This window comes from Streptomyces sp. NPDC089424, assembly GCF_044749345.1.
In the GTDB taxonomy this organism is placed as follows: domain Bacteria; phylum Actinomycetota; class Actinomycetes; order Streptomycetales; family Streptomycetaceae; genus Streptomyces.
Genome location: NZ_JBIVHU010000007.1, coordinates 290,764 through 316,803 on the forward strand (window position 1 = coordinate 290,764; position 26,040 = coordinate 316,803).

General features: G+C 72.5%; 21 protein-coding genes and 1 tRNA gene. 12 read left to right on the forward strand and 10 right to left on the reverse strand.

The features are described 5' to 3' along the window. Window positions 1-246 precede the first annotated feature (246 nt). The 5 genes from ACIP2X_RS28395 to ACIP2X_RS28415 all read left to right on the forward strand — a co-directional run bounded on the left by ACIP2X_RS28395 (window position 247) and on the right by ACIP2X_RS28415 (window position 6,272). A complete protein-coding gene (locus tag ACIP2X_RS28395; RefSeq protein ID WP_401677862.1) occupies window positions 247-1,035 on the forward strand; it encodes an MIP/aquaporin family protein in 789 nt (262 codons plus the stop codon). An 88-nt stretch (window positions 1,036-1,123) separates the two neighbouring features. Next, the gene (gene glpK, locus ACIP2X_RS28400) at window positions 1,124-2,665 is read left to right on the forward strand and encodes a glycerol kinase GlpK (RefSeq protein ID WP_401677865.1); all 1,542 of its coding nucleotides are present in this window, start codon (window positions 1,124-1,126) and stop codon (window positions 2,663-2,665) included. Window positions 2,666-2,714: 49 nt separating this feature from the next. Then, on the forward strand, window positions 2,715-4,331 hold the full coding sequence (locus ACIP2X_RS28405) for an FAD-dependent oxidoreductase (RefSeq protein WP_401677866.1): 1,617 nt from the start codon (window positions 2,715-2,717) through the stop codon (window positions 4,329-4,331). Window positions 4,332-4,479: 148 nt separating this feature from the next. Further along, a complete protein-coding gene (locus ACIP2X_RS28410; RefSeq protein ID WP_401677869.1) occupies window positions 4,480-5,151 on the forward strand; it encodes a FadR/GntR family transcriptional regulator in 672 nt (223 codons plus the stop codon). Window positions 5,152-5,318: 167 nt separating this feature from the next. After that, the gene (locus ACIP2X_RS28415) at window positions 5,319-6,272 is read left to right on the forward strand and encodes a PAC2 family protein (RefSeq protein ID WP_401677872.1); all 954 of its coding nucleotides are present in this window, start codon (window positions 5,319-5,321) and stop codon (window positions 6,270-6,272) included. Between the two features lie 107 nt (window positions 6,273-6,379). Here ACIP2X_RS28415 and mshC read toward each other — a convergent pair whose 3' ends face one another. From mshC to ACIP2X_RS28435, 4 genes are all read right to left on the reverse strand, one after another. After that, a complete protein-coding gene (mshC, locus tag ACIP2X_RS28420) occupies window positions 6,380-7,609 on the reverse strand; it encodes a cysteine--1-D-myo-inosityl 2-amino-2-deoxy-alpha-D-glucopyranoside ligase (protein ID WP_401677875.1) in 1,230 nt (409 codons plus the stop codon). A 114-nt stretch (window positions 7,610-7,723) separates the two neighbouring features. Then, on the reverse strand, window positions 7,724-8,542 hold the full coding sequence (locus ACIP2X_RS28425) for an SCO1664 family protein (protein WP_401677878.1): 819 nt from the start codon (window positions 8,540-8,542) through the stop codon (window positions 7,724-7,726). After that, entirely contained in the window at window positions 8,506-9,096 is a 591-nt protein-coding gene (locus tag ACIP2X_RS28430) for a DUF3090 domain-containing protein (RefSeq protein WP_401677881.1), read from the reverse strand. Before ACIP2X_RS28430 ends, ACIP2X_RS28425 begins: the two co-directional genes overlap by 37 nt. A gap of 122 nt (window positions 9,097-9,218) precedes the next feature. Further along, window positions 9,219-9,905, reverse strand: a complete 687-nt coding sequence (locus ACIP2X_RS28435) for a histidine phosphatase family protein (protein WP_401677884.1) — start codon at window positions 9,903-9,905, stop codon at window positions 9,219-9,221. Window positions 9,906-9,967: 62 nt separating this feature from the next. Between ACIP2X_RS28435 and corA the strand changes: the two genes are divergently transcribed. Further along, window positions 9,968-10,963 (forward strand): magnesium/cobalt transporter CorA, encoded by a 996-nt coding sequence (gene corA / locus ACIP2X_RS28440; protein WP_401677886.1) that lies wholly within the window; start codon window positions 9,968-9,970, stop codon window positions 10,961-10,963. Between the two features lie 11 nt (window positions 10,964-10,974). On the opposite strand, the gene ACIP2X_RS28445 is transcribed toward corA, so the two are convergent. Further along, entirely contained in the window at window positions 10,975-11,763 is a 789-nt protein-coding gene (locus ACIP2X_RS28445) for a ferritin-like domain-containing protein (protein WP_401677889.1), read from the reverse strand. A gap of 227 nt (window positions 11,764-11,990) precedes the next feature. After that, window positions 11,991-13,046 carry an LLM class F420-dependent oxidoreductase gene (locus tag ACIP2X_RS28450; protein ID WP_401678310.1) on the reverse strand — a complete coding sequence of 352 codons (1,056 nt, stop codon included), beginning with the start codon at window positions 13,044-13,046 and terminating at the stop codon, window positions 11,991-11,993. A gap of 182 nt (window positions 13,047-13,228) precedes the next feature. Between ACIP2X_RS28450 and ACIP2X_RS28455 the strand changes: the two genes are divergently transcribed. Both ACIP2X_RS28455 and ACIP2X_RS28460 read left to right on the forward strand, forming a co-directional pair. After that, window positions 13,229-14,215 (forward strand): aldo/keto reductase, encoded by a 987-nt coding sequence (locus ACIP2X_RS28455; RefSeq protein ID WP_401677892.1) that lies wholly within the window; start codon window positions 13,229-13,231, stop codon window positions 14,213-14,215. After that, on the forward strand, window positions 14,212-16,404 hold the full coding sequence (locus ACIP2X_RS28460; RefSeq protein WP_401677895.1) for a helix-hairpin-helix domain-containing protein: 2,193 nt from the start codon (window positions 14,212-14,214) through the stop codon (window positions 16,402-16,404). Before ACIP2X_RS28455 ends, ACIP2X_RS28460 begins: the two co-directional genes overlap by 4 nt. A 105-nt stretch (window positions 16,405-16,509) precedes the next feature. Here the strand turns inward: ACIP2X_RS28460 and ACIP2X_RS28465 are convergent, their stop codons facing one another. After that, window positions 16,510-17,217 (reverse strand): hypothetical protein, encoded by a 708-nt coding sequence (locus tag ACIP2X_RS28465; protein WP_401677898.1) that lies wholly within the window; start codon window positions 17,215-17,217, stop codon window positions 16,510-16,512. A 47-nt stretch (window positions 17,218-17,264) separates the two neighbouring features. Between ACIP2X_RS28465 and ACIP2X_RS28470 the strand changes: the two genes are divergently transcribed. Further along, a complete protein-coding gene (locus tag ACIP2X_RS28470) occupies window positions 17,265-17,453 on the forward strand; it encodes a DUF5703 family protein (RefSeq protein ID WP_401677901.1) in 189 nt (62 codons plus the stop codon). Between the two features lie 63 nt (window positions 17,454-17,516). Here ACIP2X_RS28470 and ACIP2X_RS28475 read toward each other — a convergent pair whose 3' ends face one another. The 3 genes from ACIP2X_RS28475 to ACIP2X_RS28485 form a co-directional block, all read right to left on the reverse strand. After that, the gene (locus tag ACIP2X_RS28475; RefSeq protein WP_401677904.1) at window positions 17,517-18,335 is read right to left on the reverse strand and encodes a chaplin; all 819 of its coding nucleotides are present in this window, start codon (window positions 18,333-18,335) and stop codon (window positions 17,517-17,519) included. 111 nt (window positions 18,336-18,446) lie between these two features. Continuing rightward, on the reverse strand, window positions 18,447-18,680 hold the full coding sequence (chpH, locus tag ACIP2X_RS28480; RefSeq protein ID WP_401677907.1) for a chaplin ChpH: 234 nt from the start codon (window positions 18,678-18,680) through the stop codon (window positions 18,447-18,449). 157 nt (window positions 18,681-18,837) lie between these two features. After that, window positions 18,838-20,163 carry a M20/M25/M40 family metallo-hydrolase gene (locus ACIP2X_RS28485; RefSeq protein ID WP_401677910.1) on the reverse strand — a complete coding sequence of 442 codons (1,326 nt, stop codon included), beginning with the start codon at window positions 20,161-20,163 and terminating at the stop codon, window positions 18,838-18,840. 197 nt (window positions 20,164-20,360) lie between these two features. On the opposite strand from ACIP2X_RS28485, the gene ACIP2X_RS28490 reads away from it, so the two are divergent. From ACIP2X_RS28490 to ACIP2X_RS28500, 3 genes are all read left to right on the forward strand, one after another. After that, window positions 20,361-20,448: transfer RNA gene (locus tag ACIP2X_RS28490), tRNA-Leu, on the forward strand. Between the two features lie 282 nt (window positions 20,449-20,730). Next, a complete protein-coding gene (locus tag ACIP2X_RS28495) occupies window positions 20,731-24,600 on the forward strand; it encodes a Pls/PosA family non-ribosomal peptide synthetase (RefSeq protein WP_401677912.1) in 3,870 nt (1,289 codons plus the stop codon). A gap of 65 nt (window positions 24,601-24,665) precedes the next feature. Further along, window positions 24,666-26,036: a M1 family metallopeptidase gene (locus ACIP2X_RS28500; protein ID WP_401677915.1), complete on the forward strand. Its 1,371-nt coding sequence runs from the start codon at window positions 24,666-24,668 to the stop codon at window positions 26,034-26,036. Window positions 26,037-26,040: the final 4 nt, after the last annotated feature.

A 26,040-nucleotide genomic window follows, 5' to 3' on the forward strand; every position in this document is an offset into this window, starting at 1 on the left:
AACATATTGGTCATAGATCGACCTACCGTGTCGATGGGTTCATAACTCAACACAACCCACCACCATCGCGCTTTCGTCAGGAGACCTCTTGACGGCGCGTAACGCCGAGGCAAGACTCCCGTCCATCGGTCGGCATTGTCGAACACCTACCGGCAATACGCGTTAGAGTGTGATGACGCCAAGGGCCGACGGACCCCGGAAGGGACGCGGGGTTCAACTCCCCTGGACAGGACAAAGGAGTCGCGGGTGTCCAGCTCCGACATCTTCATCGGCGAGACCATAGGTACCGCCATACTCATCCTCCTCGGCGGAGGCGTCGTCGCCGCCGTGGTGCTCAAGGCCTCCAAGGCCCGAAACGCCGGCTGGCTCGCGATCGCCTTCGGGTGGGGTTTCGCGGTCATGACGGCCGTCTACATCTCCGCGCCGCTGTCGGGCGCCCACCTCAATCCGGCCGTCACCCTCGGCCTCGCCATCGCCAACGACGACTGGGCGAACGTCTGGGTCTACTGGGGCGGTCAGCTGCTCGGCGCCATGATCGGCGCGGCCCTCGTCTGGATCGCCTACTACGGCCAGTTCCACGCGCACCTCACCGACAGCGAGATCGTCGGCTCGACGGACGCGGGCGACGCCAAGGCGGTGGAGGCCCGGGAGAAGGGCGCCGGCCCGGTCCTCGGCATCTTCTCCACCGGACCGGAGATCCGGAACGTGGCGATGAACCTCGCCACCGAGATCATCGGCACGTTCGTGCTGGTCATCGCCATCCTCACGCAGGGTCTCAACGACGCGGGCAACGGTCTTGGCACCCTCGGCGGTCTGCTCGTCGCCCTCGTCGTGGTCGGCATCGGCCTCTCGCTCGGCGGCCCGACCGGTTACGCCATCAACCCGGCACGTGACCTCGGTCCGCGCATCGTGCACGCCCTGCTGCCCCTGCCCAACAAGGGCGGTTCCGACTGGAGCTACGCCTGGATCCCGGTGGTCGGCCCGCTGATCGGCGGTGCGGCGGCCGCGGGCCTCTACAACCTCGCCTTCGTCTAGAGCGGGTCGCCCTCGCAGCGGCCACTCCCCCGGCCGCAGGAACCACGCCGTACACAGCCCCAGACACACGGACCTCCAGGAGCACACAGTGACCGACGCCCACACGGCCGGCCCCTTCATCGCAGCCATCGACCAGGGCACGACCTCCAGCCGCTGCATCGTCTTCGACCGGGACGGACGGATCGTCTCCGTCGACCAGAAGGAGCACGAGCAGATCTTCCCCAAGCCGGGCTGGGTCGAGCACGACGCCACCGAGATCTGGACCAACGTCCAGGAGGTCGTCGCCGGAGCCGTCGAGAAGGCCGGCATCACCCGCGACGACATCAAGGCCATCGGCATCACCAACCAGCGCGAGACCACCGTGCTGTGGGACAAGAACACCGGTGAGCCCGTCCACAACGCCATCGTCTGGCAGGACACCCGCACCGACGCCCTGTGCCGGGAGCTCGGCCGCAACGTCGGCCAGGACCGTTTCCGCCGCGAGACGGGCCTCCCCCTCGCCTCCTACTTCGCCGGCCCCAAGGCCCGCTGGCTGCTCGACAACGTCGAGGGCCTCAAGGAGCGCGCCGAGGCCGGCGACATCCTCTTCGGCACCATGGACACCTGGGTCATCTGGAACCTGACCGGCGGCGTCAACGGCGGCCACCACGTCACGGACGTCACCAACGCCTCGCGCACCCTGCTCATGAACCTGCACACCATGCAGTGGGACGAGAAGATCGCCGAGTCCATCGGCGTCCCGGTGGCGATGCTGCCGGAGATCCGCTCCTCCGCCGAGGTCTACGGCGAGATCACCGGCGGCAAGCTGGGCGACCTGCTCGGCGGCATCCCGGTCGCCTCGGCGCTGGGCGACCAGCAGGCGGCCCTGTTCGGGCAGACCTGTTTCTCCGAGGGCGAGACCAAGTCGACGTACGGCACCGGCACCTTCATGGTGATGAACACCGGTGACAAGATCATCAACTCCTACAGCGGCCTGCTGACCACCGTCGGGTACCAGATCGGCGACCAGAAGCCGGTCTACGCCCTCGAGGGCTCCATCGCGGTCACCGGTGCGCTGGTGCAGTGGATGCGCGACCAGATGGGCCTGATCTCCACGGCCGCCGAGATCGAGACGCTCGCGCTGACCGTCGAGGACAACGGCGGCGCCTACTTCGTCCCGGCCTTCTCCGGCCTGTTCGCCCCGTACTGGCGCTCCGACGCCCGCGGTGTGATCGCCGGCCTGACCCGGTACGTCACCAAGGCACACCTCGCGCGTGCCGTGCTGGAGGCCACCGCCTGGCAGACGCGGGAGATCGCCGACGCCATGACGAAGGACTCCGGCGTGGAGCTGACGGCCCTCAAGGTCGACGGCGGCATGACCTCCAACAACCTGCTGATGCAGACGCTCTCGGACTTCGTGGACGCCCCCGTGGTGCGCCCGATGGTCGCGGAGACGACCTGCCTCGGCGCCGCCTACGCCGCCGGTCTCGCCGTCGGCTTCTGGAACAGCACCGACGACCTGCGCGCCAACTGGCGCCGGGCCGCCGAGTGGACCCCCCGCATGGACGCGGCCGACCGCGACCGTGAGTACAAGAACTGGCTCAAGGCCGTCGAGCGGACCATGGGCTGGCTCGACGAAGACGAGAGCTGATCCGACGAGCGCCGACGCACCGTCGGCCGACGAGGAGTAAGAACCCCACATGACCAGCCAGTCCACCCTGCAGTCCGTGCCTGCCCTGGGTACGCACCCGGCCTCCGGCTCGAACCCGAGCCGCGCCGAGACCCGGGAGCAGCTCTCCAAGGCGTCGTACGACCTTCTCGTGATCGGCGGCGGCATCCTGGGCATCTCCACCGCCTGGCACGCCGCGCAGTCCGGCCTCAGGGTGGCCCTGGTCGACGCCGGCGACTTCGCCGGAGCCACCTCCTCCGCCTCCTCCAAGCTGCTCCACGGCGGTCTGCGCTACCTGCAGACCGGCGCGGTGAAGCTGGTGGCGGAGAACCATTTCGAGCGCCGTGCGGTCTCCCGCCAGGTGGCCCCCCACCTGGCGAACCCGCTCACCTTCTACCTCCCCGTGTACAAGGGCGGCCCGCACGGCGCCGCGAAGCTCGGCGCGGGTGTGTTCGCGTACTCGATGCTGTCCGCCTTCGGCGACGGTGTCGGCCACCTGCTCTCCCCCGCCAAGGCGCAGGCGGACGTGCCCGAGCTGCGCACCGAGAACCTCAAGGCCGTGGCCGTGTACGGCGACGACCAGATGAACGACGCCCGCATGGCGCTGATGACGGTCCGCGCGGCCGTCGAGTCGGGCGCCGTCGTCCTCAACCACGCCGAGGTCACCGGCCTGCGCTTCACCCAGGGCCGGGTGACCGGCGCCGAGCTGCGCGACCGCCTCTCCGGCGACGAGTTCGGCGTCGACGCCCGCCTGGTACTGAACGCGACCGGTCCCTGGGTGGACCACCTGCGCCGGATGGAGAACCCGAATGCCGCCCCGTCGATCCGTCTGTCGAAGGGCGCGCATCTGGTCCTGAAGCGCACCGCCCCCTGGAAGGCCGCGCTCGCCACCCCGATCGACAAGTACCGCATCACCTTCGCCCTCCCCTGGGAGGACATGCTGCTGCTGGGCACCACCGACGAGATGTACGACGGCGACCCGGCGGACGTCTCGGTCACCGAGCGGGACATATCCCAGATCCTGGACGAGGCGGCCTTCTCCATCCGCGACCAGCAGCTCGACCGGGACCTCATCACCTACGCCTTCGCGGGTCTGCGGGTGCTGCCGGGCGGCCCCGGCGACACCGCCAAGGCCAAGCGCGAGACGGTGGTCACCGAGGGGCGCGGCGGGATGCTGTCGGTGGCGGGCGGCAAGTGGACGACCTTCCGCCACATCGGCCGCACGATCATGAAGAAGCTGGAGTCACTGCCCGGACACCCGCTCGGCGAGGACTTCGAGCCGATCTCCTCGCTGCCGAAGAAGCTGCCGCTGCCGGGCGTCGCCAACCCGCGCGCGGTCGCCCACCGGCTCCTGGTCGACGGCCCGGCCCCCGGCCCGCGGATGGCGGCCGACACCGCCAGGCACCTGGCCACGCACTACGGTTCGCTGGCCTTCGACATCGCCCGTATCGCCAACGACGACCCGGAGCTCGCCCGGCGGGTGCACCCGGACGCGCCGGAGATCTGGGCGCAGGTCGTCTGGGCCCGCGACCACGAGTGGGCGCAGACCGCCGACGACGTGCTGCGCCGCCGTACGACCCTGACGATCCGCGGCCTCGCCACCGACGACGTCCGCGCGAAGGTCCAGGGCCTGCTCGACAAGAAGTAGCCGCTGCGACGCAGGGGGCGGCTCCCCGCCGAGGGAGCCGCCCCCTGCGCGTGCCCGTCGCGGGAAGCCGCGGAGCGGGCCGTCGCCGCTGGTGAGGCCGCATAATGTGGCGAAGACCTCGGAGGTCTGGGCGACAGGGAGGCCGGCCATGGCAGTGACGGACGAGGCGATCGAGAAGATCAAGGGCATGATCGTCTCGGGCGCGCTGCGGCCCGGCGACCGGCTGCCCAAGGAGAGCGAGCTCGCCGCCGACCTGGGCCTGTCGCGCAACTCGCTGCGGGAGGCCGTACGCGCGCTGTCGCTGATCCGGATCCTGGACGTGCGCCAGGGCGACGGCACCTACGTGACCAGCCTGGACCCCCAACTGCTGCTGGAGGCGCTGAGCTTCGTCGTCGACTTCCACCGCGACGACACGGTGCTGGAGTTCCTCGCCGTGCGGCGCATCCTGGAGCCGGCCGCGACGGCGATGGCGGCCGCGCGCATCGGCGAGCGGGAACTGGACGTGCTCACCGCCCAGTTGGACGCGCTCGGCGGTGCGCCCTCGGTCGAGGAACTCGTCGCCTGCGATCTGGAGTTCCACCGCAGCATCGTGCAGGCGTCGGGCAACTCGGTGCTGTGCTCCCTGCTCGACGGCCTGTCCGGGCCCACCACCCGGGCCCGGATCTGGCGTGGCCTGACCCAGCGCGACGCGGTCAGCCGCACCCTGCACGAGCACCGGGCGATCCTCGCCGCGCTGCGCGACCGGGACGCGGAGGCGGCCCGCTCCTGGGCCACGGTGCACATCGCGAGCGTGGAGCAGTGGCTGCGCGATTCGCTGTGAGCACAGGTGTACGAAAGGGGAACAGCTCGGATGAATCGTGGGGTGTCCGGGGCAGGTGAACGGGGCAGTGATCCGTTCACTCCCCCGTGCAAGGGGGCTGCGGGCGCCCCCGCCGCACGCCGTAAGGTTGGGACGTCAGGCGAGGGCACGTCGGAAGGAGGCGCTGGGTGATCGAGCTCGAGGGGGTTCCCGAGCTGATCGACCCGGTCATGGTGGCCGCGTTCGAGGGCTGGAACGATGCCGGCGACGCCGCCTCCACCGCGGTCGCGCATCTGGAGAGGGAGTGGAAGGGCGAGGTGTTCGCGGCGCTCGACGCCGAGGACTACTACGACTTCCAGGTGAACCGGCCCACGGTGTGGATGGACGCCGGTGTGCGCAAGATCACCTGGCCGACGACCAGACTGTCGGTGGTCCGGGTCGGCGGCGAGAAGCCCCGCGACCTGGTCCTGGTCCGCGGCATCGAACCGTCCATGCGGTGGCGCTCGTTCTGCAACGAGCTGCTCGGCTTCGCGCACGAGCTGGGCGTGGAGCTGGTGGTGATCCTGGGCGCCCTGCTCGGTGACACCCCGCACACGCGTCCGGTCCCGATCAGCGGGACCACGTCCGACGCGGACCTGGCGCAGCGCATGAACCTGGAGGAGACCAAGTACGAGGGCCCCACGGGCATCGTCGGCGTCCTCCAGGAGGCGTGCACGCACGCGGGCGTGCCGGCGGTCTCGCTCTGGGCGGCCGTACCGCACTACGTCTCGCAACCGCCCAACCCGAAGGCCACGCTCGCCCTGCTCAACCGCCTGGAGGACCTGATCGACGTGCGCATCCCACTGGGCGAGCTGCCCGAGGACGCGCGGGCCTGGCAGGTGGGGGTGGACCAGCTCGCCGCCGAGGACAGCGAGGTCGCGGAGTACGTGCAGACGCTGGAGGAGGCCCGCGACACCGCGGAGCTGCCGGAGGCGTCGGGCGAGGCGATCGCCCGGGAGTTCGAGCGGTATCTGCGGCGCCGGGACGGCGGCGGCACCCCGCCCGGCGGACACGCCACGGACGGCGGGGACGGCCCTCCGTACCTGCGGGACAAGCGCCCGCCGCGGCCGAGCAACGAGGACGACGACTCGTCCGACGAGTGAGCACGACGGACTGAGTACGACGGACTAGTACGCCGCACCGAGCACGACCGGGTGCGCACGACGGTGGGCCGCCGCCTCCGCGGGGAGGCGGCGGCCCACCGTCGTCGCTACAGCGCCACGCCGAGCAGCGCGTCCACCGCACGGGAGACGACGCCGGGGGCGCCCGGGTCCGTGCCGCCCCGTTCCTGCTGCTCGGCCGCCCAGCGGTCGACGGCGGCCAGCGCGGCCGGGGAGTCCAGGTCGTCGGCGAGGGCCTCGCGCAGCTCCTCCACGAGCCGGTCCCCGTCCGGCCCGTCGGGCCGGGAGACGGCGGCACGCCAGCGGCCGAGCCGCTCCACGGCGTCCTGGAGCACCTGGTCGGTCCACTCCCAGTCGGTCCGGTAGTGGTGGGCGAGCAGCGAGAGCCGGATGGCGGCGGGGTCGACGCCGTCCCGGCGCAGCTGGGAGACGAAGACGAGGTTGCCCTTGGACTTGGACATCTTCTCGCCGTCCAGGGCGACCATCCCGGCGTGCACGTACGCCTTGGCCATGGGGAACTCGCCGGTCAGCACCTGGGCGTGCGAGGCGCCCATCTCGTGGTGCGGGAAGGCGAGGTCGGAGCCGCCGCCCTGGACGTCGAAGCCCATCCCGAGGTGGTCGAGGGCGATGGCGACGCACTCGATGTGCCAGCCGGGCCGGCCACGGCCCAGCGAGCCGCCGTCCCAGCTCGGCTCGCCCTCGCGGGCCGCCATCCAGAGCATCGGGTCGACGGGGTCCTTCTTGCCCGGGCGCTCCGGGTCGCCGCCCCGCTCGGCGCAGAGCAGCCGCATCGCCGCGGCGTCCAGGTGGGACACCTCACCGAAGTGCGGGTCGGCGTCGACGGAGAAGTAGATGTCGCCGTCGAGTTCGTAGGCGGCGCCCATGTCGCGCAGCCGTTCCACCAGCGGCACGATGCCGGGTATCGCCTCGACGGCACCGATGTAGTGGCGCGGGGGCAGCATCCGCAGGGCGGTCATGTCCTCGCGGAACAGCGTGGTCTCGCGCTCGGCCAGGGCGGCCCAGTCGAGGCCGTCACGGTCGGCGCGCTGCAGGAGTGGGTCGTCGACGTCCGTCACGTTCTGGACGTAGTGGACCTGCCGCTTCGTGTCGAGCCACACGCGCTGCACGAGGTCGAACGCGTTGTAGGTCGCCGCGTGACCCATGTGGGTCGCGTCGTACGGCGTGATGCCGCAGACGTAGATACGGGCGACGGGGCCGGGAGCGAGGGTCACGAGGCCCCCGGTCGCGGTGTCGTGGATCCTCAGGTCGCGGCCCTTGCCAGGCAGGGCGGGGACCTCGGAAGCGGGCCAGGCATGCATGTCCTGAGCCTAACCGGACTGAAGTTCCGTATACGAACCGGACCAGGCCGGATGGCCGGTAAGGCCCTCTTGCGCGATCTCCCGGGTTGTGCGGTGGGCGCCGCGGCCGGGCCTTCACACGGGCGGCCACGGGATCGCCGGCCACTGCCCGTTCGGCTCCGGGTGCACCCCGGTGGCCAGCAGTGCGGCGACCCGCGCGCGGGTGGCCTCGATCTCGGCGCCGGTGATCAGCGCGCCCAGCCGCTCGGCGAGCGCCCCGCCCTCCTTCAGCTCTCCCTCGAGCCTCCGCAGCACCTCCACGGCCTCGGCGGTGAGCGGCTCGCCCGCCCAGCCCCACAGGAGCGTGCGCAGCTTGTTCTCGACGTTGAAGGTGACCCCGTGGTCGATGCCGTACAACTGCCCGCCGGAGGTCGGGAGCAGGTGGCCGCCCTTGCGGTCGGCGTTGTTGATCACGGCGTCGAGCACGGCGAGCCGTCGCAGCCGCTCGTCGTCGGCGTGCACGAGCAGCGCCGTCTTCCCGTCGCCGACCTCGGCGAACCCGATCGCCTTCCAGCCCGGTGCGGGCTCCTCGGCGTCGACCAGGGCGAGCAGTTCGGCGTCCGGCAGTGCCTCGACCCACAACTGGCACATGCCCTCGCCGTACGGCCCGTCGCGCAGCACCGTCGGCGGGACCAGGCCCCAGCCGGTGGCCTCGGACAGGACGTACGCGGCGACCTCGCGCCCGGCGAGGGTCCCGTCGGGGAAGTCCCACAGGGGACGCTCCCCCGCCACCGGCTTGTAGACGCAGGTCGCCTCCTGCCCGTCGAGCGTGAGGGTGCAGTACAGCGCCGCGTTGGAGGCTTCACGGATGCGTCCGCGCACCGTCAGCTCACCGGTGGTGAGCAGTTCCTCGGAGGTCAGGCTCCGCGGCGGTATCCGTTCTGGCGCGGGCATACGTGTCCTTCCGGGTCGAGCGGCAGACTGCACAGCGGGCACGGCGGCCGGCCGGCGTTGACGACGTCGAGGGCGCGCTTGGCGAAGGCGCGGGCCTGCGCGCCGGTGAGGCGGACCCGCAGCATCGGGGGCCCGTTCTCCTCGTCCTGAAGGAGCCGCTCCTCGGCCTCGGCGAGGTCCTCGTCGGTGTCGGCGTCGAGCTCCACCAGCGCCTGCGCCTCGACGATCATGCGCTGCTCGTCGCCGTCCCAGGCGAGAGCCATCGTGCCGACGCGGAACTCCTCCTCGATGGGGGTCTCCAGCGGGGCGCTGTCGGCGACCTCGCTGGGTGCCATGGCCGGTACCGCGGCGCTTCCGCCGCTGCGCCGCACCACCTCGTCGAGCAGTTCGTCCATGCGCTCGGCGAGCGCTGCGACCTGTGTCTTCTCCAGGGCCACGCTGGTCACCCGGGGGCCGGCGGTGGCTTGGAGGAAGAAGGTACGGCGCCCGGGCAGTCCGACCGTGCCGGCCACGAAGCGCTCCGGGGGGTCGTAGAGGAACACCTGACGGGACACGTCCTGTCTCCATTGATCGTGGGTCGACATCGACTTCGTTGACCGACCGGCCGCCGTGCGGACGCTCGGCTGCGGACAAGTGCGGCGTTACTGCGACCGCTTCACCCTACTGCGGCCGACGATCACGGTGCGCCCGCACCGCCTCCCACCGGTGCGTCCCCGCCCGCGGGCTCCTCGCGGGGCGCCAGCGACGCGAAGTCGCCGGTGTCTCCGAGGCGTACGAGAAACGGCCTGAGACGGGTGTAACGGATCGCGGTGATGGAACACGGTTCTACGGAGATCCGCTGGAAGAGGTCGAGATGAAGTCCGAGTGCGTCGGCGACGAGAGACTTGATGACGTCCCCGTGCGAACACATGAGGTACACGGCGTCGGCGCCGTGATCGCGCTCCACGCGCGCGTTCCACTCCCGCACCGCCTCGGCGGCGCGGTGCTGCATCTGCCGCATCGACTCGCCGCCCGGGAACGCGGCCGCCGTCGGGTGGGCCTGGACCACCTCCATCAACGGCTCGTCCTTGAGTTCGGCGAGCTTGCGTCCGGACCAGTCGCCGTAGTCGCACTCCCCGATCCGCTCGTCGGTGTGGACGCGCAGCCCGGGGCGGGCGTCGAGCAGCGGCCGGACGGTCTCCTCGCACCGCTGCAGCGGGCTGGTGACGATCTCGCAGAGGGGCAGTTCGGCGAGCCGGCCGGGCAGTGCGGCGGCCTGCGCGGTGCCGCGCTCGTCGAGGGCGATGCCGGGGGTCCGGCCGGCGAGCAGTCCCTCGGTGTTGGCGGTGGAACGTCCGTGCCGGACGAGGATCAGCGTGGGCATGCGGCCCAGGGTAGGCGCAGGTCCGGGTGCGACGTCCCGGCGGCGACGGGAGAATACGCTCCGTGATCGTCGACTGTGCCATCTACCGTGACGGACACCGGACGGAGGGACCCGAGGACCTGTCGGACGCCCTCGCCGAGGCGCGATCGGTCGGCGGATTCGTCTGGATCGGTCTGCACGAGCCGAGCGAGCGGGAGTTCTCGCTGGTCACCGAGGAGTTCGCGCTGCATCCGCTGTCCGTGGAGGACGCCCTGAAGGCGCACCAGCGGCCCAAGCTGGAGGTGTACGACGACTCCCTGTTCATGGTCCTCAAGCCGGTGGTCTACGAGCCCGAGAGCGACGCGGTCTCCACCGGCGAGGTCATGATCTTCATCGGGGACGGCTTCGTGGTGACCGTCCGTCACGGCGTGGGCTCTCCGCTGGCCGCCGTGCGCCGTCGGCTGGAACAGGAGCCGGAACTGCTCGCCAAGGGCCCCACCTCGGTGCTGTACGCCATCGCCGACGCGACCGTGGACCACTATCTGGAGGTGTCGGCCGAACTGCAGACCGACCTGGAGGAGCTGGAGTCGGAGGTCTTCTCGCCGGACAGCGGCGGCTCGCGGTACTCGGCGTCGCGGATCTACGGCTTCAAGCGGCAGATCATGGAGTTCCGCCGGGCCACCGGGCCGTTGACCGTGCCGCTGAACCGGCTGGCGGCGGTGGGCACCCTGGGGAGTGCCGTGCCGTTCGTCGACGCGAAGGCGCGGCCGTTCTTCCGTGACGTGAACGACCACCTCACGCGCGTGAACGAGTCGGTGGAGGGCCTGGACCGGCTGGTGTCGGACGTCCTGTCGGCGCATCTGGCGCAGATGAGCGTCCGGCAGAACGACGACATGCGGAAGATCTCCGCCTGGGCGGCCATGGCCGCGATCCCGACGATGATCGCCGGGATCTACGGGATGAACTTCGAGCACATGCCGGAGCTGCACTGGGTGTGGGCCTATCCGGCGGTGATCGCGGTCATGGCCGTCCTGGAGGTCCTCCTCTACCGGACGTTCAAGCAGCGGGGCTGGATGTGAGGGCCGGGACGTCAGGCGAACTCGGGGGTGCTCGTGGCCGGGCCGCCGAGGGCGTCGCGGCGTTCCGGCATCCTCAGGCTCACCATCCGCCGCCAGCCGCCGAGCCGCTCGTACCCGTACACGGCGTGGATGCCGAACGCGAGCAAGGCGGCCTTGGGGCGGGACCAGCCGAGGATGCGGCCCATGTGGGCCATGACCGCGAGGCTGACGTCCCGGTAGACGCGGATCTCCGCGAGCGCGCTCACGCGCAGGACGTGCTGGATCTCCCGGCCGTGCCCGGCGGCCGCGAGGCGCAGCAGTTCCTCGTGGGTGTAGGCGAGGTGGTTGTCCTCGTCCTGGGAGATCATCCGGACCGCCCTGCCGAGCACCGGGTGGTCCGTGAAGTGCTTCCCGAGCATCATCATCTGTTCCGCGGCGCGCTGTTCGGTGACCCGGCTGTGGGCGAGGTAGGTGATGATGTCCCGCACGGTGAGCGGCCGGTCCGCCTTGAGCTTCTCGTGGGCGAGGCCGATGCCCTGCTTCTCCAGCAGCATCGTGTAGTCGGTCTCGGGCGGGACCTCGACGGGTTCGAGGCCGCGCTTCCTCAGCAGCGCGTTGAAGATCCGCCCGTGCTTGTCCTCGTCCGCGCCGTGGCGGGTGATCTTGGGAGCGAGGGCGCGCTCGCTCGCGGGCACGAGCGCGGCGATACGGGCGTTCTCCCAGCCGCCCTGCGCCTCACCGCTGGCCGCGATGGAGCAGAACAGCCGGAACGACTGGTCGTGGTCGAGGATCTCCTGGAACAGACTCTTGGCCGACAGCATCTGAGAGCACCTCTCTGCAGAATTCCGCAAAGAACGAGTCAAATGCCCACGAGGGCCCACGGCAACAGCTGTGCGGGACAACTCCGCCGAAAGACGGACCGACGACCGCGCGTCGGGAGCGTAACCGGGCGCGGGCGAACGCGTTGTTCTCCGTGACGGCCGTGGCGGGGAAGACCCCCGAGCCCCCACCACGGCCGTAGGGAATTCCTCGGCGGCGTACGGCCGCCCTACGCGAGTCCGGCCCGCTCCAGCGCCTCGGAACCCGCCCGCAGCGAGGTGAGCCGCTCCTCCAGCGTGAAGCCCGCGGGCGCCAGCGACAGCGTCGTGACGCCGGCCGCCGCGTACGCCTTCATCCGGTCGGCGATGCGCTCCACGGAGCCGAGCAGCGTGGTCCGGTCGATCAGCTCGTGCGGTACGGCGGCCGCGGCGCCCTGCTTGTCGCCGGAGAGGTACTTCTCCTGGATCTCGGCGGCCGCCTGCTCGTAGCCCATGCGACGGGCGAGCTGGTTGTAGAAGTTCTGCTTGGGGCTGCCCATGCCGCCGACGTACAGGGCGGTGTAGGGACGGAACGTGTCGGCGAGGGCGCTCACGTCCTTGTCGTCGCCGACGGCGAGGGGCAGCGTCGGGCAGACGTCGAAGCCGTCCATCGTCTTCCCGGCCTTCTCACGCCCCGCGCGCAGGTGCCTGATCGCGGTGTCCTCCAGATGGTCGGCGGACGGGAAGATCAGCAGGGCGCCGTCGGCGATCTCACCGGTCTGCTCGAGGTTCTTGGGGCCGATCGCGGCGATGTACAGCGGGATGTGCTCGCGCTGCGGGTGGACGGTGAGCTTGATCGGCTTGCCGGGGCCACCGGGCAGGGGCAGGGTCCAGTGCTCGCCGTCGTAGCTGAGACGTTCGCGGGTCATGGCCTTGCGGACGATCTCGACGTACTCGCGCGTGCGGGCCAGCGGCTTGTCGAACTTGACGCCGTACCAGCCCTCGGAGACCTGCGGGCCGGAGACGCCGAGGCCGAGGCGGAAGCGGCCGCCGGACAGCGAGTCGAGGGTCGCGGCGGTCATCGCGGTCATCGCGGGCTGGCGCGCCGGGATCTGGAAGATGGCCGAGCCGACGTCGATGCGCTCCGTCTGGGCCGCGACCCAGCTGAGCACGGTGGCGGCGTCGGAGCCGTACGCCTCCGCGGCCCAGCAGACGGCGTATCCGAGGCGGTCGGCCTCCTGGGCCACGGCGAGGTTGTCCGCGTCCATTCCGGCGCCCCAGTAGCCGAGGTTGATCCCGAGCTGCATGGCCTTCCCCTTACTCATCAGTAACGTCCCTTGTGGCCTCGACACTAGCGTGGGGCACGGTGATCGCCCAGGGCACGGGTGGCCGCGCGGGCGCGCCGGTCGGGAACTCGGGCCCGGATCATGTGAATCGGTTGTCCACAGGCAACCCACGGCACCAGTTCTGGCCAGTAATCTCGGCGGACATGGAGCAGAGGCATCTCGGCCGTACCGGCCTGCGTGTGTCCCGGATCGGACTCGGCACCCTGACCTGGGGGCGGGACACCGACGAACATGATGCCGCGGACCTGCTGAAGACGTTCTGGGAGGCCGGCGGGACCCTCGTCGACACCGCGGACGTATACGGGAACGGTGAGTCGGAGTACCTGCTCGGCCGGCTCATGGAAGGACTCGTGCCGCGCCGGGACCTGGTGCTGTCGACCAAGGCGGGGAGCGTGCCGGACCCGGACCGGCGGTTCGACGGGTCGCGGGGCCATCTGCTGGCCGCGCTGGACGCCTCGCTCGCCCGGCTCGGCACGGACTACGTCGACGTGTGGCACATCCACGCCTTCGACCCGCAGACCCCGCTGGAGGAGACGCTCCAGGCGCTGGACCTGGCGGTGAGCAGCGGCCGGGTCCGCTACGCGGGCGTCTCCAACTTCTGCGGCTGGCAGCTGGCCAAGGCGGGAACCTGGCAGCTGGCCGCGCCCGGGACCCGGACCCGGCTGGCGAGCACGCAGATGGAGTACTCGCTGCTCCAGCGCGGCGTCGAGCGGGAGGTGCTGCCGGCCGCCCTCGACCTCGGCATCGGGATGCTGCCGTCGTCACCGCTGGGGCGCGGGGTGCTGACCGGCAAGTACCGGGGCAACGCGCTGCCGCCGGACTCCCGGGGCGCCTCGGACCATCTGTCGCCGTTCGTCGAGCCGTATCTCGACGACACCGCGAGCCGCATCGTGGACGCCGTGTCGACGGCGGCGGACGGGCTGGCGGTCACGCCGCTCCAGGTGGCCCTCGCCTGGGTGCGGGACAGACCGGGGGTGGCGGCGCCGGTCGTCGGCGCGCGCACCGCGCAGCAGCTCACGGCGGCGTTGTCAGTGGAGGCCCTTAGTCTTCCTGACGAGATCTGCCGGGCGCTCGACGACGTGTCGGCGCCCGTGCACCGCTATCCCGATCACGACTGGAGCACGCTGTGAGCACGGAGCCGGAGACCGCCGGGGACGCCGAGGGCACCGAGCCGAGGAAGCCCGACGCCACGGAGACCGGAGCCACCGAGGGCGCGGGAGCGGAGGCCGGCGCCGCGGACGCGGGGACCGGTGAGGCGGCGGCCGGCGACGCCGAGGCCGGGCGGACCGGCGGCGGGCACTCGGAGGCCGAGGCGGAGCTGGCGGCCCAGCGGGTGGAGCGGGAGCGGATCGCGCGGCGCAAGGCCGAGAAGCAGGCACCCGTGGACGCCGGTGCGAAGCTCAGCGGTCAGGCGGCCGAACTGCTCGCGGCGGTACGCGCGGTGGAGAGCGGGGCGAAGCCGCCCGCGACGGTGTTCGAGGAGCCGCAGGCCCGGCGGCAGGCCCCCGAGCCGGTACGGCGGACGCAGCCCGTGGCGCCCGTGGCCGTGGGCGTGCCCGCGCCCGAGGCCGTCGAGGGGGTGCGGCGCGTACTGGGCGAGGGGGGTGCTCCCGAAGCGCTCGCCGCGCAGGTCGCGTCGGTCCTCGGTGAGGGGGCGGACGAGCGGTTGCGCGCCGATCCCTGGCAGTTGCTGCGCGTCGGCGGGGTGCGTCCCGAGCAGGCCGACGGTTTCGCGCGGGCCCTGCTGGGGCCGGAGTGCGGGCCCGGCGACGAGCGGCGCGGGCGCGCGGTCACCGTGTGGCTCCTGGAGCAGGCGGCGCTCGCCGGGCACACCGCGCTGGAGATGCCCGCGCTGACCGCCGCGCTCACCCAGCGCGGGGTGCCGGACCCCGCGCAGGCCGTGCAGGGCGCGCTCGCCGAGGGGGACGCCCTGGCCTTCCAGGACGGGCTGGACGAGGACGAGACCGACGACGCGGCCGAGGACGAGGGCGCGGCCGGGAACGAGACCGCCGCGGACGGGGACGCGGAGCGTCCCGTCCGGGTCCTGGTCGGGCTGGAGCGGTACGCGCTCGCCGAGGAGAGCCTGGCCGACGGTCTGGCCCGGTTGATCAACTCCGTGCCCAAGGAGGACGGTTCGCGCGAGGCGTGGGAGCGGGCGGCCGGCGGTGCGCGGGGCGCCGCGGCCGAGCTGATCCGGGCCGTGGCCGGGCACGGGCTGGTGCTGCACACCGGCGGGGAGGCGTCCCGGAGCGAGGTCGCGGACCTCGTGCGGGCGGCGCGGGGGCTCGGCCTGCGCGTCTGGACCGCCGCGCACGGCCCCGTCGGCCGCGATCGGTTCGCGGCGCTGCTGGAGGGGGCCGAGGCCGGTGTGACGACCGTCGCGGGGCTGTCGGCCGGGACGGAGGGGCCGGGACGGGACGCCGACGGCGCGCTCGACCTCGATCTGCTCGTCGTCCTCGACGCGCCGCAGCTCGACGTGGAGGCGGCGGCGCTGCTGGTCGAGTCGCTGCCGGACGGGGCCCGCCTGGTGCTCGCCGGGGATCCCGGGGTGCTGTGGTCGACCGGCCCCGGACGGGTCTTCGCGGATCTGCTGGCGGTGCGCGGCTGTCCCTCCGTCGCCTCACGGCAGCCGGATCCCGGGCCGCTCGGGGAACTGGTCTCGGGCATCGGCGTGGGTGAGCTGCTCGCCGTCGAGGCGCCCGGCAAGGAGGTCGTGATCGTTCCGGTGCGGGACGCGGGCGAGGCGGTGCACCGGACGGTGCAGCTCGTCGCCGACTCGGTGCCGCGGGCGATCGGCGTGCCCCCGGAGCAGACGGTGGTCCTCACGCCCGGGCACGGGGGCGCCGCGGGGACGCGGGCGCTGAACGTCGCGCTGAAGGAACGCCTCAACCCCGGCCCCGGGCGCTTCGGCGGCTTCGACCCCGGGGACCGTGTCGCCTACTCCCCCGCGCCGGGCCGTACGCTCCCGGGCCAAGTCGTCGGGGCCGACGCCGAGGGACTGCACCTGTCGTGCGCCGGGGACGCCGTGGTCGTACCGCAGGAGCGGGTGGAGCAGTCCGTACGGCACGGCTGGGCCCTGACCGCGCACCAGGCGGTGGGGACGCGCTGGCCGGCGGTGGTCGCGGTGCTGCCCGGCGACGCCGCCCAGGCCCTGAGCCGCCCGTGGGTGTACACGGCGTTCGGCCGCGCGGAACGCCATCTGTCCGTGGTCCACGGAGTCGACCAGGCCCTGCCGAGGGCGGTCGCGGAGGTCCTGCCCAGACCCCGGACGACCCGCCTGGCCGAACTGCTTCAGGCACAGGTCCCGGCGGAGGGCTGACGAGCCGCGGCGGCCCTCCGCACGCGGCCGTGGGCGGCATGACATGAAGCGGCGGCCACGGGGAGGCACCCCGCGGCCGCCGCTCGCCGTCTGCCGCGCGGCCCCTCAGCGGCGGTCCGCGTCCAGGGGTTCCAGGTCCTCGTCCTCGTCCAGGTCCAGCTCGTCCTCGAGAACCTCGAGATCCTCGGGATCGTCCGGGTCGTCGGGCTCGTCGTCGTCGAAGACCGCGCTGACGTCGAAGCGGCACACCACGCTCTGCGGGTCGACGCCCTCGAACGGGGCCTCCAGCCACTCGCCGGGTTCCGCGGGCTCGTCCGCCGCCGTCACCCAGAGCGTGGAGTCACCCTCCTCCAGGCCGAACTCCTTGTGCCGGGAGGCGATCTCGTCCGGCTCGAACTCCCCGAAGAGGATGCCCAGCGCCCCGTGGATCGTGCTCGCGGCCTCCGCGTCCGTGCTGTCCTCGTCCGCCGCCTCGATCCGCTCGGCCTGCGCCAGCAGTCGCTGCGGCTCCGCCACCGCGTAGTCGCGGCGGATCAGCACACTCAAGGCGTTGGGTTCCTCGGGCCCCGTGTACGGCGGCAGCGTGTCCTCCGCGCCGGGGATCTCGAAGGGCGTGACCTCGTCGTAGCGGTCGTAGAGCAGCTCGTCGTACGCCTCCGCGGCAGCGGCCAGCTCGTTGAACGCCTCGTAGACGGCAGGGTCGTCCTCCCCCGACCTGCGTTCGACCGCCGCGAGATGACGGTCGAGCGCGGTCTTGACCGCCTCGGCGGCGGCGCGTACCTCGGCAGCGGTGGGCTGCGCAGCATCAGACATAGGGCAGACGCTATCCGTACCGGGCCGTTGCCCGCACAATAGATGCGATGCCGGAATACGAATTTGTCGACGTGTACGTGCCGCGCGGGGTCTCCCGCAAGGACGCCACACGCCTGCTGACGGACCATGCCGAGTACGGGAACTGGGAGTTGCACCGCCTGAGCCTGATGCGCGACGGCAGCCGCAGGGTGCGGCTGCGCCGCCGGATCATCCGCCAGGTACGGGCCACGTGGTGAGCTGAGGCGGCCGCCCGGACGTGACGGAGCGGGCCCCGCCTGCCGCGGGGCCCGCTCCGTCCGCTACGCCGCGGCGCGCGCCCTGCGGTAGAGCACGGCGCCCGCCAGCAGCGCCCCCGCGCTCAGCGAGGCGGCCGCGCCCATCGGCAGGCCGCTTCCGGTCTGCGCGAGCTGGGAGTCGCGGCCGAGCTGGGTGACGGCCGCGCCCTCGGCACGGTCGCCGTCCCGGGAACCGGTGTGGTCCCCGGTGCCCAAGCCGTCGTCCCTGGTGCCCGAGTCGGCGTCGACGCCGCGGTCGGGTCCGGTGCCGCCGTCGCCCGGCGAACCGGGGCCGCCGGGGTTACCGGGGTTGCCGGGGTTCCCAGGGTTACCGGGATCGTCCGGCGTCCCCGGCGGCGTGGTGTGGCCGGCGCCGTCCTGGGCGCAGTCGCCGCCCACGGCCGCGTTGCCGACGCCGACGACGCTGACGCTGTTGCCGCAGACGTTGACCGGCACGTGCACCGGCACTTGGACGTGGTTGCCGGAGCCGACGCCCGGGGAGCCCTCGCTGTGCCCGTCCGCCTGCGCCCCGCCGCCGGAGGAGCCGTGGTGGCCGGAGCCGCCGTGGTCGTCGCCGTAGCCGCCCGGCGTCCCGTGGCCCCCGCCCTCGGCGCACGAGTTGCCGACCGCCGGATTGAGGATGCCGACCACGCTGATGGTGTTGCCGCAGACGTTGACCGGTACGTGCACCGGCACCTGCACCGTGTTGCCGGACAGCACGCCCGGCGAGTTCGCGCTGGATCCGCTCGCGCCCGAGTCGGCGTGGGCGTGGCCGCTCGCGGCGGCGATCACGCCGGTGGCCGCCGCCACGGTCATCAGTCCCTTGCGGGTGCCCTGTCGCATTGCTGAATTCCTGCCTTCCCCCTGTGGACCTACGTGAAAAGACCGGTCGGTCCCGGAGCGCATGGCGCGCGCTCCGGGACCGACGGCGTGGACGAACCTAGAAAGGCAGCGTCACTTGTTGATGCAGGTGTTGCCGAAGGCGGGGTTCAGCACGCCGATCACCGAGATCGTGTTGCCGCAGACGTTCACGGGGACGTGCACGGGAACCTGAATCACGTTGCCGGACAGAACGCCCGGGGAACCCACGGCGGCACCCTGGGCACCCGAGTCGGCGACGGCGAGGCCCGCGCCCGCGAGAACCAGGCCACCGGTGGCAGCCGCAGCGGCGACGACCTTCTTGATCATTATTCCTCCTTGTTGGCAATGCGATCCCAAGTAGCTGATCGCATCACCAGTAACGAGGAGGAACTAATAGGGCTACGACCTGATGAGCGCATTCACCCTGGAAGGTCACGGCGGGCACACACGGGCGAATACTGAAGTGTCGTTTCAGTGGGCCATTTCAGGACGCGTCGATGAACCTGTCGAGCACCCGCACCCCGAACTTCAGCCCGTCCACCGGCACCCGCTCGTCGACGCCGTGGAACATCCCGGCGAAGTCCAGCTCCGGCGGCAGCTTCAGCGGCGCGAAGCCGAAGCAGCGGATGCCGAGGTCGTCGAAGGACTTGGCGTCGGTGCCGCCGGAGAGCATGTAGGGCACGGCCCGCGCGATCGGGTCCTCGGCGCTGAGCGCGCTCTGCATGGCGTCGACGAGGCTGCCGTCGAAGTCCGTCTCCAGCGCCTTGTCGGCGTGCACGTCCTCGCGCCGCACCCGGGGTCCGAGCAGCCGGTCGAGGTCGGCGAGGAACTCCTCCTCGTGCCCGGGCAGGAACCGCCCGTCGATGTGCGCGGTGGCCTGTCCCGGGATGACGTTGACCTTGTAGCCGGCGCCGAGCATGGTGGGCGCGGCCGAGTTGCGCAGGGTGGCGCCGATCATCTTGGCGATGCCGCCGAGCGTGGCGAGGGTCTCGTCCATGTTCTCGGGGTCGAGCTCGACCCCGAGGGCGTCGGAGAGCTCGTCGAGGAAGGACCGCACGGTCTTGGTGACCCGCACCGGCCAGGTGTGCCGGCCGAGCCGCCCGACGGCCTCGCACAGCTCGGTGATCGCGTTGTCGGTGTTGGTCATGGAGCCGTGCCCGGCCGTGCCGTCCACGGTGAGCCGCATCCAGTGCATGCCCTTCTGGGCGGTCTCGACGAGGTAGAGCCGCAGCTGCTCGTTGACGGTGAAGGAGAACCCGCCGACCTCGCCGATCCCCTCGCTCACGCCCTCGAACAGCTCGGGGTGCTTGTCGACCAGGTGGCGGGCGCCCCAGGTGCCGCCGGCCTCCTCGTCGGCGAGGAAGGCCAGCACGATGTCGCGCGGGGGCTTGCGCCCGCTGCGCAGCCGGTCGCGGACGACCGCGAGGGTCATCGCGTCCATGTCCTTCATGTCGACGGCCCCGCGGCCCCACACGCAGCCGTCCGCGATCTCGCCCGAGAAGGGGTGGTGGGTCCAGTCCGCCGCGTTGGCCGGAACCACGTCGAGGTGGCCGTGGATGAGGAGCGCGGGCCGGGACGGGTCCTCGCCCTCGATCCGGGCCACCGTGGAGGCCCGGCCCTTGTGGGACTCGATGATCCGTGGTGCGAGGCCCACCTCGGCGAGCTTGCCGGCGACGTACTCGGCCGCCTCGCGCTCACCCGGCCCCGAGTGGTCGCCGTAGTTGCTGGTGTCGATCTGGATCAGCTCGCGGCAGAGGTCGACGACCTCGTCCTCGCCGGTGACGCCTTCGGCCGTGCCCGTGTCGCTCACGCCGCTTCCTTCCGCAGTCGCCGCTGGTGGTCCCTCTCATCCTCCCCCGAGCCCGCTTCCTCCCCAAGACCGCTCCCGGCCCGTCACAGGCCGTTCACGGCGCTCGGGGCCCGCTCGGGGGTGTGATCAGCCACCCCCGAAAGCCTGGTAATGTTTACGTCGTCGCCGCGGGGGCAACCCAGCGCGACAGACACCTTGTCCGGGTGGCGGAATGGCAGACGCGCTAGCTTGAGGTGCTAGTGCCCTTTATCGGGCGTGGGGGTTCAAGTCCCCCCTCGGACACCAGCTCAGACCCCTGTTCACCAGGGGTCTTCTGCTTTTCCGGGACGGCCCGCCCGGCGCTGTGTGGGCCATCTCTCCCCGGCCTTGAGGATCCCGAGGTCAAGGCCCCCGGCACCCCGTGCCGAGCGGCCCCAACGGCCCCTCCAGGTGGCCGCGGGAAAACGACGAACTTACCGTCGTACTAAAATTTCCGGCTTGTTACGGAGCTGGAGCCGGACAACCCCAGGCAGACCTGCGGGCCCGCCAGCGCCCCGGAGGCTTCCGGGATGGAGACGCGAGGACCCGATGGCAGCCATACACGAGAGCAGTGCTCTCGGCCTGCTCGACGAAGAGATCCGCGAACGGTTCGGTGACAGGGCACGTTTCTCCGGGGGGCCGGCCGCCTCTTCGCGCACGCTCGTGGACGTCTTCGAGGCGTCCGTCCGCGCGTATCCCGACGAACTCGCCCTGGACGACGGGGCGGTCCGGCTCACCTATCGGGCGCTCGCCGTCGAGGTGGAGCGGCTGCGGGTGCGGCTCGCCGCGGCGGGGGTGGGGCTCGGGGACCGGGTGGGGGTGCGCGTCCCGTCGGGGACCAACGACCTGTACGTCGCGATTCTCGCCGTGCTCGCGGCCGGCGCCGCCTATGTGCCGGTGGATGCCGAGGACCCGGACGAGCGGGCCGAGCTGGTGTTCGGGGAGGCGGGGGTACGGGCCGTCGTCGGGGCCGGGCACCAGCTGAGCGCCGAGGCGGCGGTGGCCGGCGTGCCCGCCGGACGGCCCGGGGCCGAGCACGACGCCTGGATCATCTTCACCTCCGGGTCCACCGGCAGGCCCAAGGGTGTCGCCGTCAGCCACCGCAGCGCCGCCGCGTTCGTGGACGCCGAGGCCGCGCTCTTCCTTACCGAGGAGCCGATCGGACCCGGGGACCGGGTCATGGCGGGGCTGTCGGTCGCGTTCGACGCCTCCTGCGAGGAGATGTGGCTGGCCTGGCGGTACGGCGCCTGTCTGGTGCCGGTGCCGCGGGCGCAGGTGCGCAGCGGGGCCGATCTGGGGCCCTGGCTGGTCGAGCAGGAGATCACGGTCGTGTCGACCGTGCCCACGCTTGCCGCGCTGTGGGAGCCGGAGACGCTCAACGACGTGCGGCTGCTCATCTTCGGCGGTGAGGCGTGTCCGCCCGAGCTGGCCCAGCGGCTGGTGACCGAGGGCCGCGAGGTCTGGAACACGTACGGGCCGACCGAGGCGACCGTCGTGGCCTGTGCGTCGCTGATGGGCGGCGAGGGTCCGGTGCGGATCGGGCTGCCGCTGCGGGGCTGGGAGCTGGCCGTCGTGGACGAGGCCGGGGAGCCGGTCGCGATGGGGGCGAGCGGTCAGCTGGTGATCGGGGGTGTCGGCCTCGCCCGGTACCTGGACGCCGAGAAGGACGCGGAGAAGTACGCGCCGCTGCGCTCGCTGGGCTGGGAGCGGGCCTACCGCAGCGGTGACCTGGTGCGGGCCGAGCCCGAGGGGCTGGTCTTCCTCGGGCGGGCCGACGAGCAGATCAAGCTCGGCGGGCGGCGGATCGAACTGGGCGAGGTGGACGCCGCGTTGCAGGCGCTGCCCGGCGTCGCCGGTGCCGCCGCCGCCGTACGGACCGCGCGCAGCGGCAACCAGCTGCTGGTCGGCTATGTCGTCACCCAGGAGGGCTGGGACGCGGGGGCGGCGGTGGAGCGGCTGCGGGCCGAGCTGCCGGCCGCGCTGGTGCCGCTGCTCGCGCCGGTCGCCGAGCTGCCGACCCGCACGTCCGGGAAGGTGGACCGGAACGCCCTGCCCTGGCCCCTCGAGGGGGTCGGGACGGGTGCCGAGGCCGAACGGCTCCACGGCACCGAGGCCTGGCTCGCCGAGCAGTGGACCGCGGTGCTGGGGATTCCTGTCACCGCCGCCACCGACGACTTCTTCGCGATCGGCGGGGGCAGTCTGGCCGCCGCCCAGCTGACCACCCGGTTGCGCACCCGCTACCCGGACGCCGCCGTCCTCGACATCTACCAGCGGCCCACGCTGCGCAAGCTCGCCCGGCGGCTCACGGAGTCGGCGCGGGACGAGGGTGCGCGGCGCACGGTCGCCCCGGTGCCCCGGCGTGCCCAGGTGGTGCAGCTGCTCGCCCTGGTGCCGCTGTTCGCGCTGACCGGACTGCGGTGGACGGTCGTGCTGGCGGCCCTCGGGAACGTGCTGGGCGGGTACGCCTGGTTGCCGACCGCACCCTGGTGGGCCGTCGGCCTCCTGGCGGCGCTGCTGTTCACGCCGCCGGGACGGCTCGCCCTCGCCGCCGGTGGAGCCCGGCTCCTGCTGCGCGGCCTGCGGCCGGGCACGTATCCGCGCGGCGGCGGCGTGCACGTGCGGCTGTGGGCGGCGGAGCGGCTCGCCGAGGCCGCCGGGGCGACCTCGCTGACCGGCGCGTGGCTGGAGCGGTACGCGCGGGCGCTGGGTGCCAGGGTCGGGCAGGACGTCGATCTGCACTCGCTGCCGCCGGTCACCGGCATGCTCAAGCTGGGCCGGGGCGCGGCCGTCGAGTCCGAGGTCGATCTGTCGGGGTACTGGCTGGACGGGGACCGGCTGGAGATCGGGCCGGTGAAGGTGGGCGCGCACGCCGTGGTCGGTACGCGCAGCACGCTCCTGCCGGGGGCGCGGGTCGGCAAGCGGGCCGAGGTGGCCCCGGGGTCGGCCGTCGCGGGGCAGGTTCCCACCGGGCAGCGGTGGGCCGGGTCCCCCGCGGTCAAGCTCGGCAAGGCCAAGCGCAACTGGCCGAAGGAGCGGCCGGCGCGCGGGCTGTTCTGGCGGGTGATGTACGGGGCCTCCGGTCTGGCGCTGTCGGCCCTGCCGGTGCTGGCCGCGGGGGCCGCGTTCCTGGTGGCGAGCCGGTTCGTCGCGCCGGGTGAGGGGCTCGCGGGGGCCCTCGGGGGTGGCGCGCTCGCGCTGGTGCCGGCGACGCTCGCCTACGGGGCGGCGTACGCGCTGGCGATCCTCGTCGGGGTGCGGCTGCTGAGCCTGGGGCTGCGGGAGGGGACGTATCCGACGCACAGCCGGGCCGGTTGGCAGGCGTGGACCGTCACGCAGCTCATGGACCGGGCCCGGGACACGCTCTTCCCGCTGTACGCCGGGCTGGTGACGCCGGTGTGGCTGCGGCTGCTGGGGATGCGGATCGGACGCGGGGCCGAGGTCTCCACCGTGCTCGCGCTGCCCGGCCTGACGACGGTGGGCGAGGGGGCGTTCCTCGCCGACGACACACTCACCGCGCCCTACGAGCTCGGCGGCGGCTGGATGCGGATCGGGCGCGCGGAGATCGGGCGGCGGGCGTTCCTCGGCAACTCCGGGATGACCGCGCCGGGTCGCAGCGTGCCGGACGGCGGGCTGGTCGGGGTGCTCTCGGCCACGCCGAAGAAGGCGAAGAAGGGCAGCTCCTATCTGGGGCTGCCCCCGGTGAAGCTGCCGCGCAGCGCCGCCGACGGCGACCAGAGCCGGACGTACGATCCGCCGGCCCGGTTGCTGTGGGCGCGGGCGCTGGTGGAGCTGTGCCGGCTCGTGCCGGTGTTCTGCTCGGCGGGGTTCGCCCTGCTGACGGTGGCCGCGCTGTGCGCGCTGGGCGGCTGGGCGTGGCCGCTGGGCGGGGTCGTGCTGCTCGCGGTGGGGGTGCTCGCGGGTGCCGGGTCCGTGGTGGCCAAGTGGGTGCTCGTGGGGCGGCACCGCGCCGCGGAGCATCCGCTGTGGAGCGGGTTCGTGTGGCGCAACGAGCTGGCGGACACCTTCGTCGAGGTGCTGGCCGTGCCGTGGCTGGCCGGCGCGGTACCGGGTACTCCGGTGATGACCGCCTGGCTGCGCGCCCTGGGTGCGCGGATCGGGCGGGGCACATGGGTGGAGAGCTACTGGCTGCCGGAGGCGGACTTGGTGACCCTGGAGGACGCGAGCACCGTGAATCGGGGCTGTGTACTGCAGACACACCTCTTCCACGACCGGATCTTGCGGACGGATACTGTGGTTCTCCGTGAGGGCGCGACGCTCGGCCCTGGCGGGATCGTCCTGCCCGGCAGCACCGTGGGGGCCCGCACGACACTGGGTCCCGCGTCGCTCGTGATGGCGGCGGAGTCCGTCCCCGACGACACCCGGTGGCTGGGCAACCCGATCGAGGCATGGCGCCGCTAGCGCCCCCCGCCGCGGCGGGGGACGAGGGCGGTCGTACGAGCACGGCGCAGGGAGCAGACGCGGCAGTGGCGGTTCAGCAGGCGGCGGGTCCGGACCCGTACTTTCCGGCCAACGGCGATCACCGGTACCGGGTGCACCGCTACGAACTGGCGCTGGACTACCGGCCGGGGCCCAACCGGCTGTCGGGCACGGCGCGGATCAACGCCATCGCGGGGCGGGCCGCGCTCGCCGAGTTCCAGCTCAACCTGGCCGACTTCAAGATCGGGCGGGTGCGGGTGGACGGCCGGCAGGCGCACTACACGCATCGGGGCGGCCGGCTGCGGGTGCGGCCGGGCAAGGCGGTGCGGGCCGGGGCGGCCTTCACCGTCGAGGTGCACTGGTCGGGCAATCCCCGTCCGGTGAACAGCCCCTGGGGCGGGATCGGCTGGGAGGAACTGGTCGACGGGGCGCTGGTGGCGAGTCAGCCGGTCGGGGCGCCGTCGTGGTACCCGTGCAACGACCGGCCGGCCGACAAGGCGTCGTACCAGATCTCGGTCACCACGCCGTCCTCGTACACGGTGGTCGCCGGTGGGCGGCTGCTGACCCGGACGACGAAGGCCTCCACGACGACCTGGGTCTACGAGCAGCCCGCGCCGACGCCGAGCTATCTGGTGGGGCTGGCCATCGGGAAGTACCGGACGGTGCTGCTGGGCGACCCCGGCCCGGGCGGCGTGCCGCAGCACGGGCACATCCCCGCGCAGCTGCTGCCGGAGTTCTCGCGGGACTTCGCCCGGCAGCCGGCCATGATGGAGCTCTTCCAGGAGCTCTTCGGGCCCTACCCGTTCGAGGAGTACGCCGTCGTCGTGACGGAGGAGGAGCTCGACGTGCCGGTGGAGGCGCAGGGGCTGTCGCTCTTCGGCGCCAACCACGTGGACGGCGCGCGGGGCTGGGAGCGGCTGATAGCGCACGAACTGGCGCACCAGTGGTTCGGCAACAGCGTGTCCCTCGCCGACTGGCGGCACATCTGGCTGAACGAGGGGTTCGCCAAGTACGCCGAGTGGCTGTGGTCGGAGCGCTCGGGCGGACCCACCGCGCAGCAGCTCGCCGCCACCGCCCACCGGCTGCTCTCGGGGCAGGCGCAGGATCTGAGGCTCGCCGACCCGGGACGCAAGTCGATGTTCGACGACCGGCTGTACCAGCGGGGTGGGCTCGTGGTGCACGCCGTACGGTGCGCGCTCGGCGACGAGGCCTTCTTCCGGATGCTGCGGGGCTGGACCGGACAGCATCGGGGCGGCGCGGTCAGCACGGCGGCGTTCACCGCCCACGCGGCCCGGTTCGCGTCCGGGCCGCTGGACGAATTGTTCCGGGTGTGGCTGCACGAGCGGGCGCTGCCGCCGTTGCCGGAGCAGGACGTACGGATTCCGGTCCGGCCGTCCTTCCCGCCGAGCGGGGCCTGAGCCC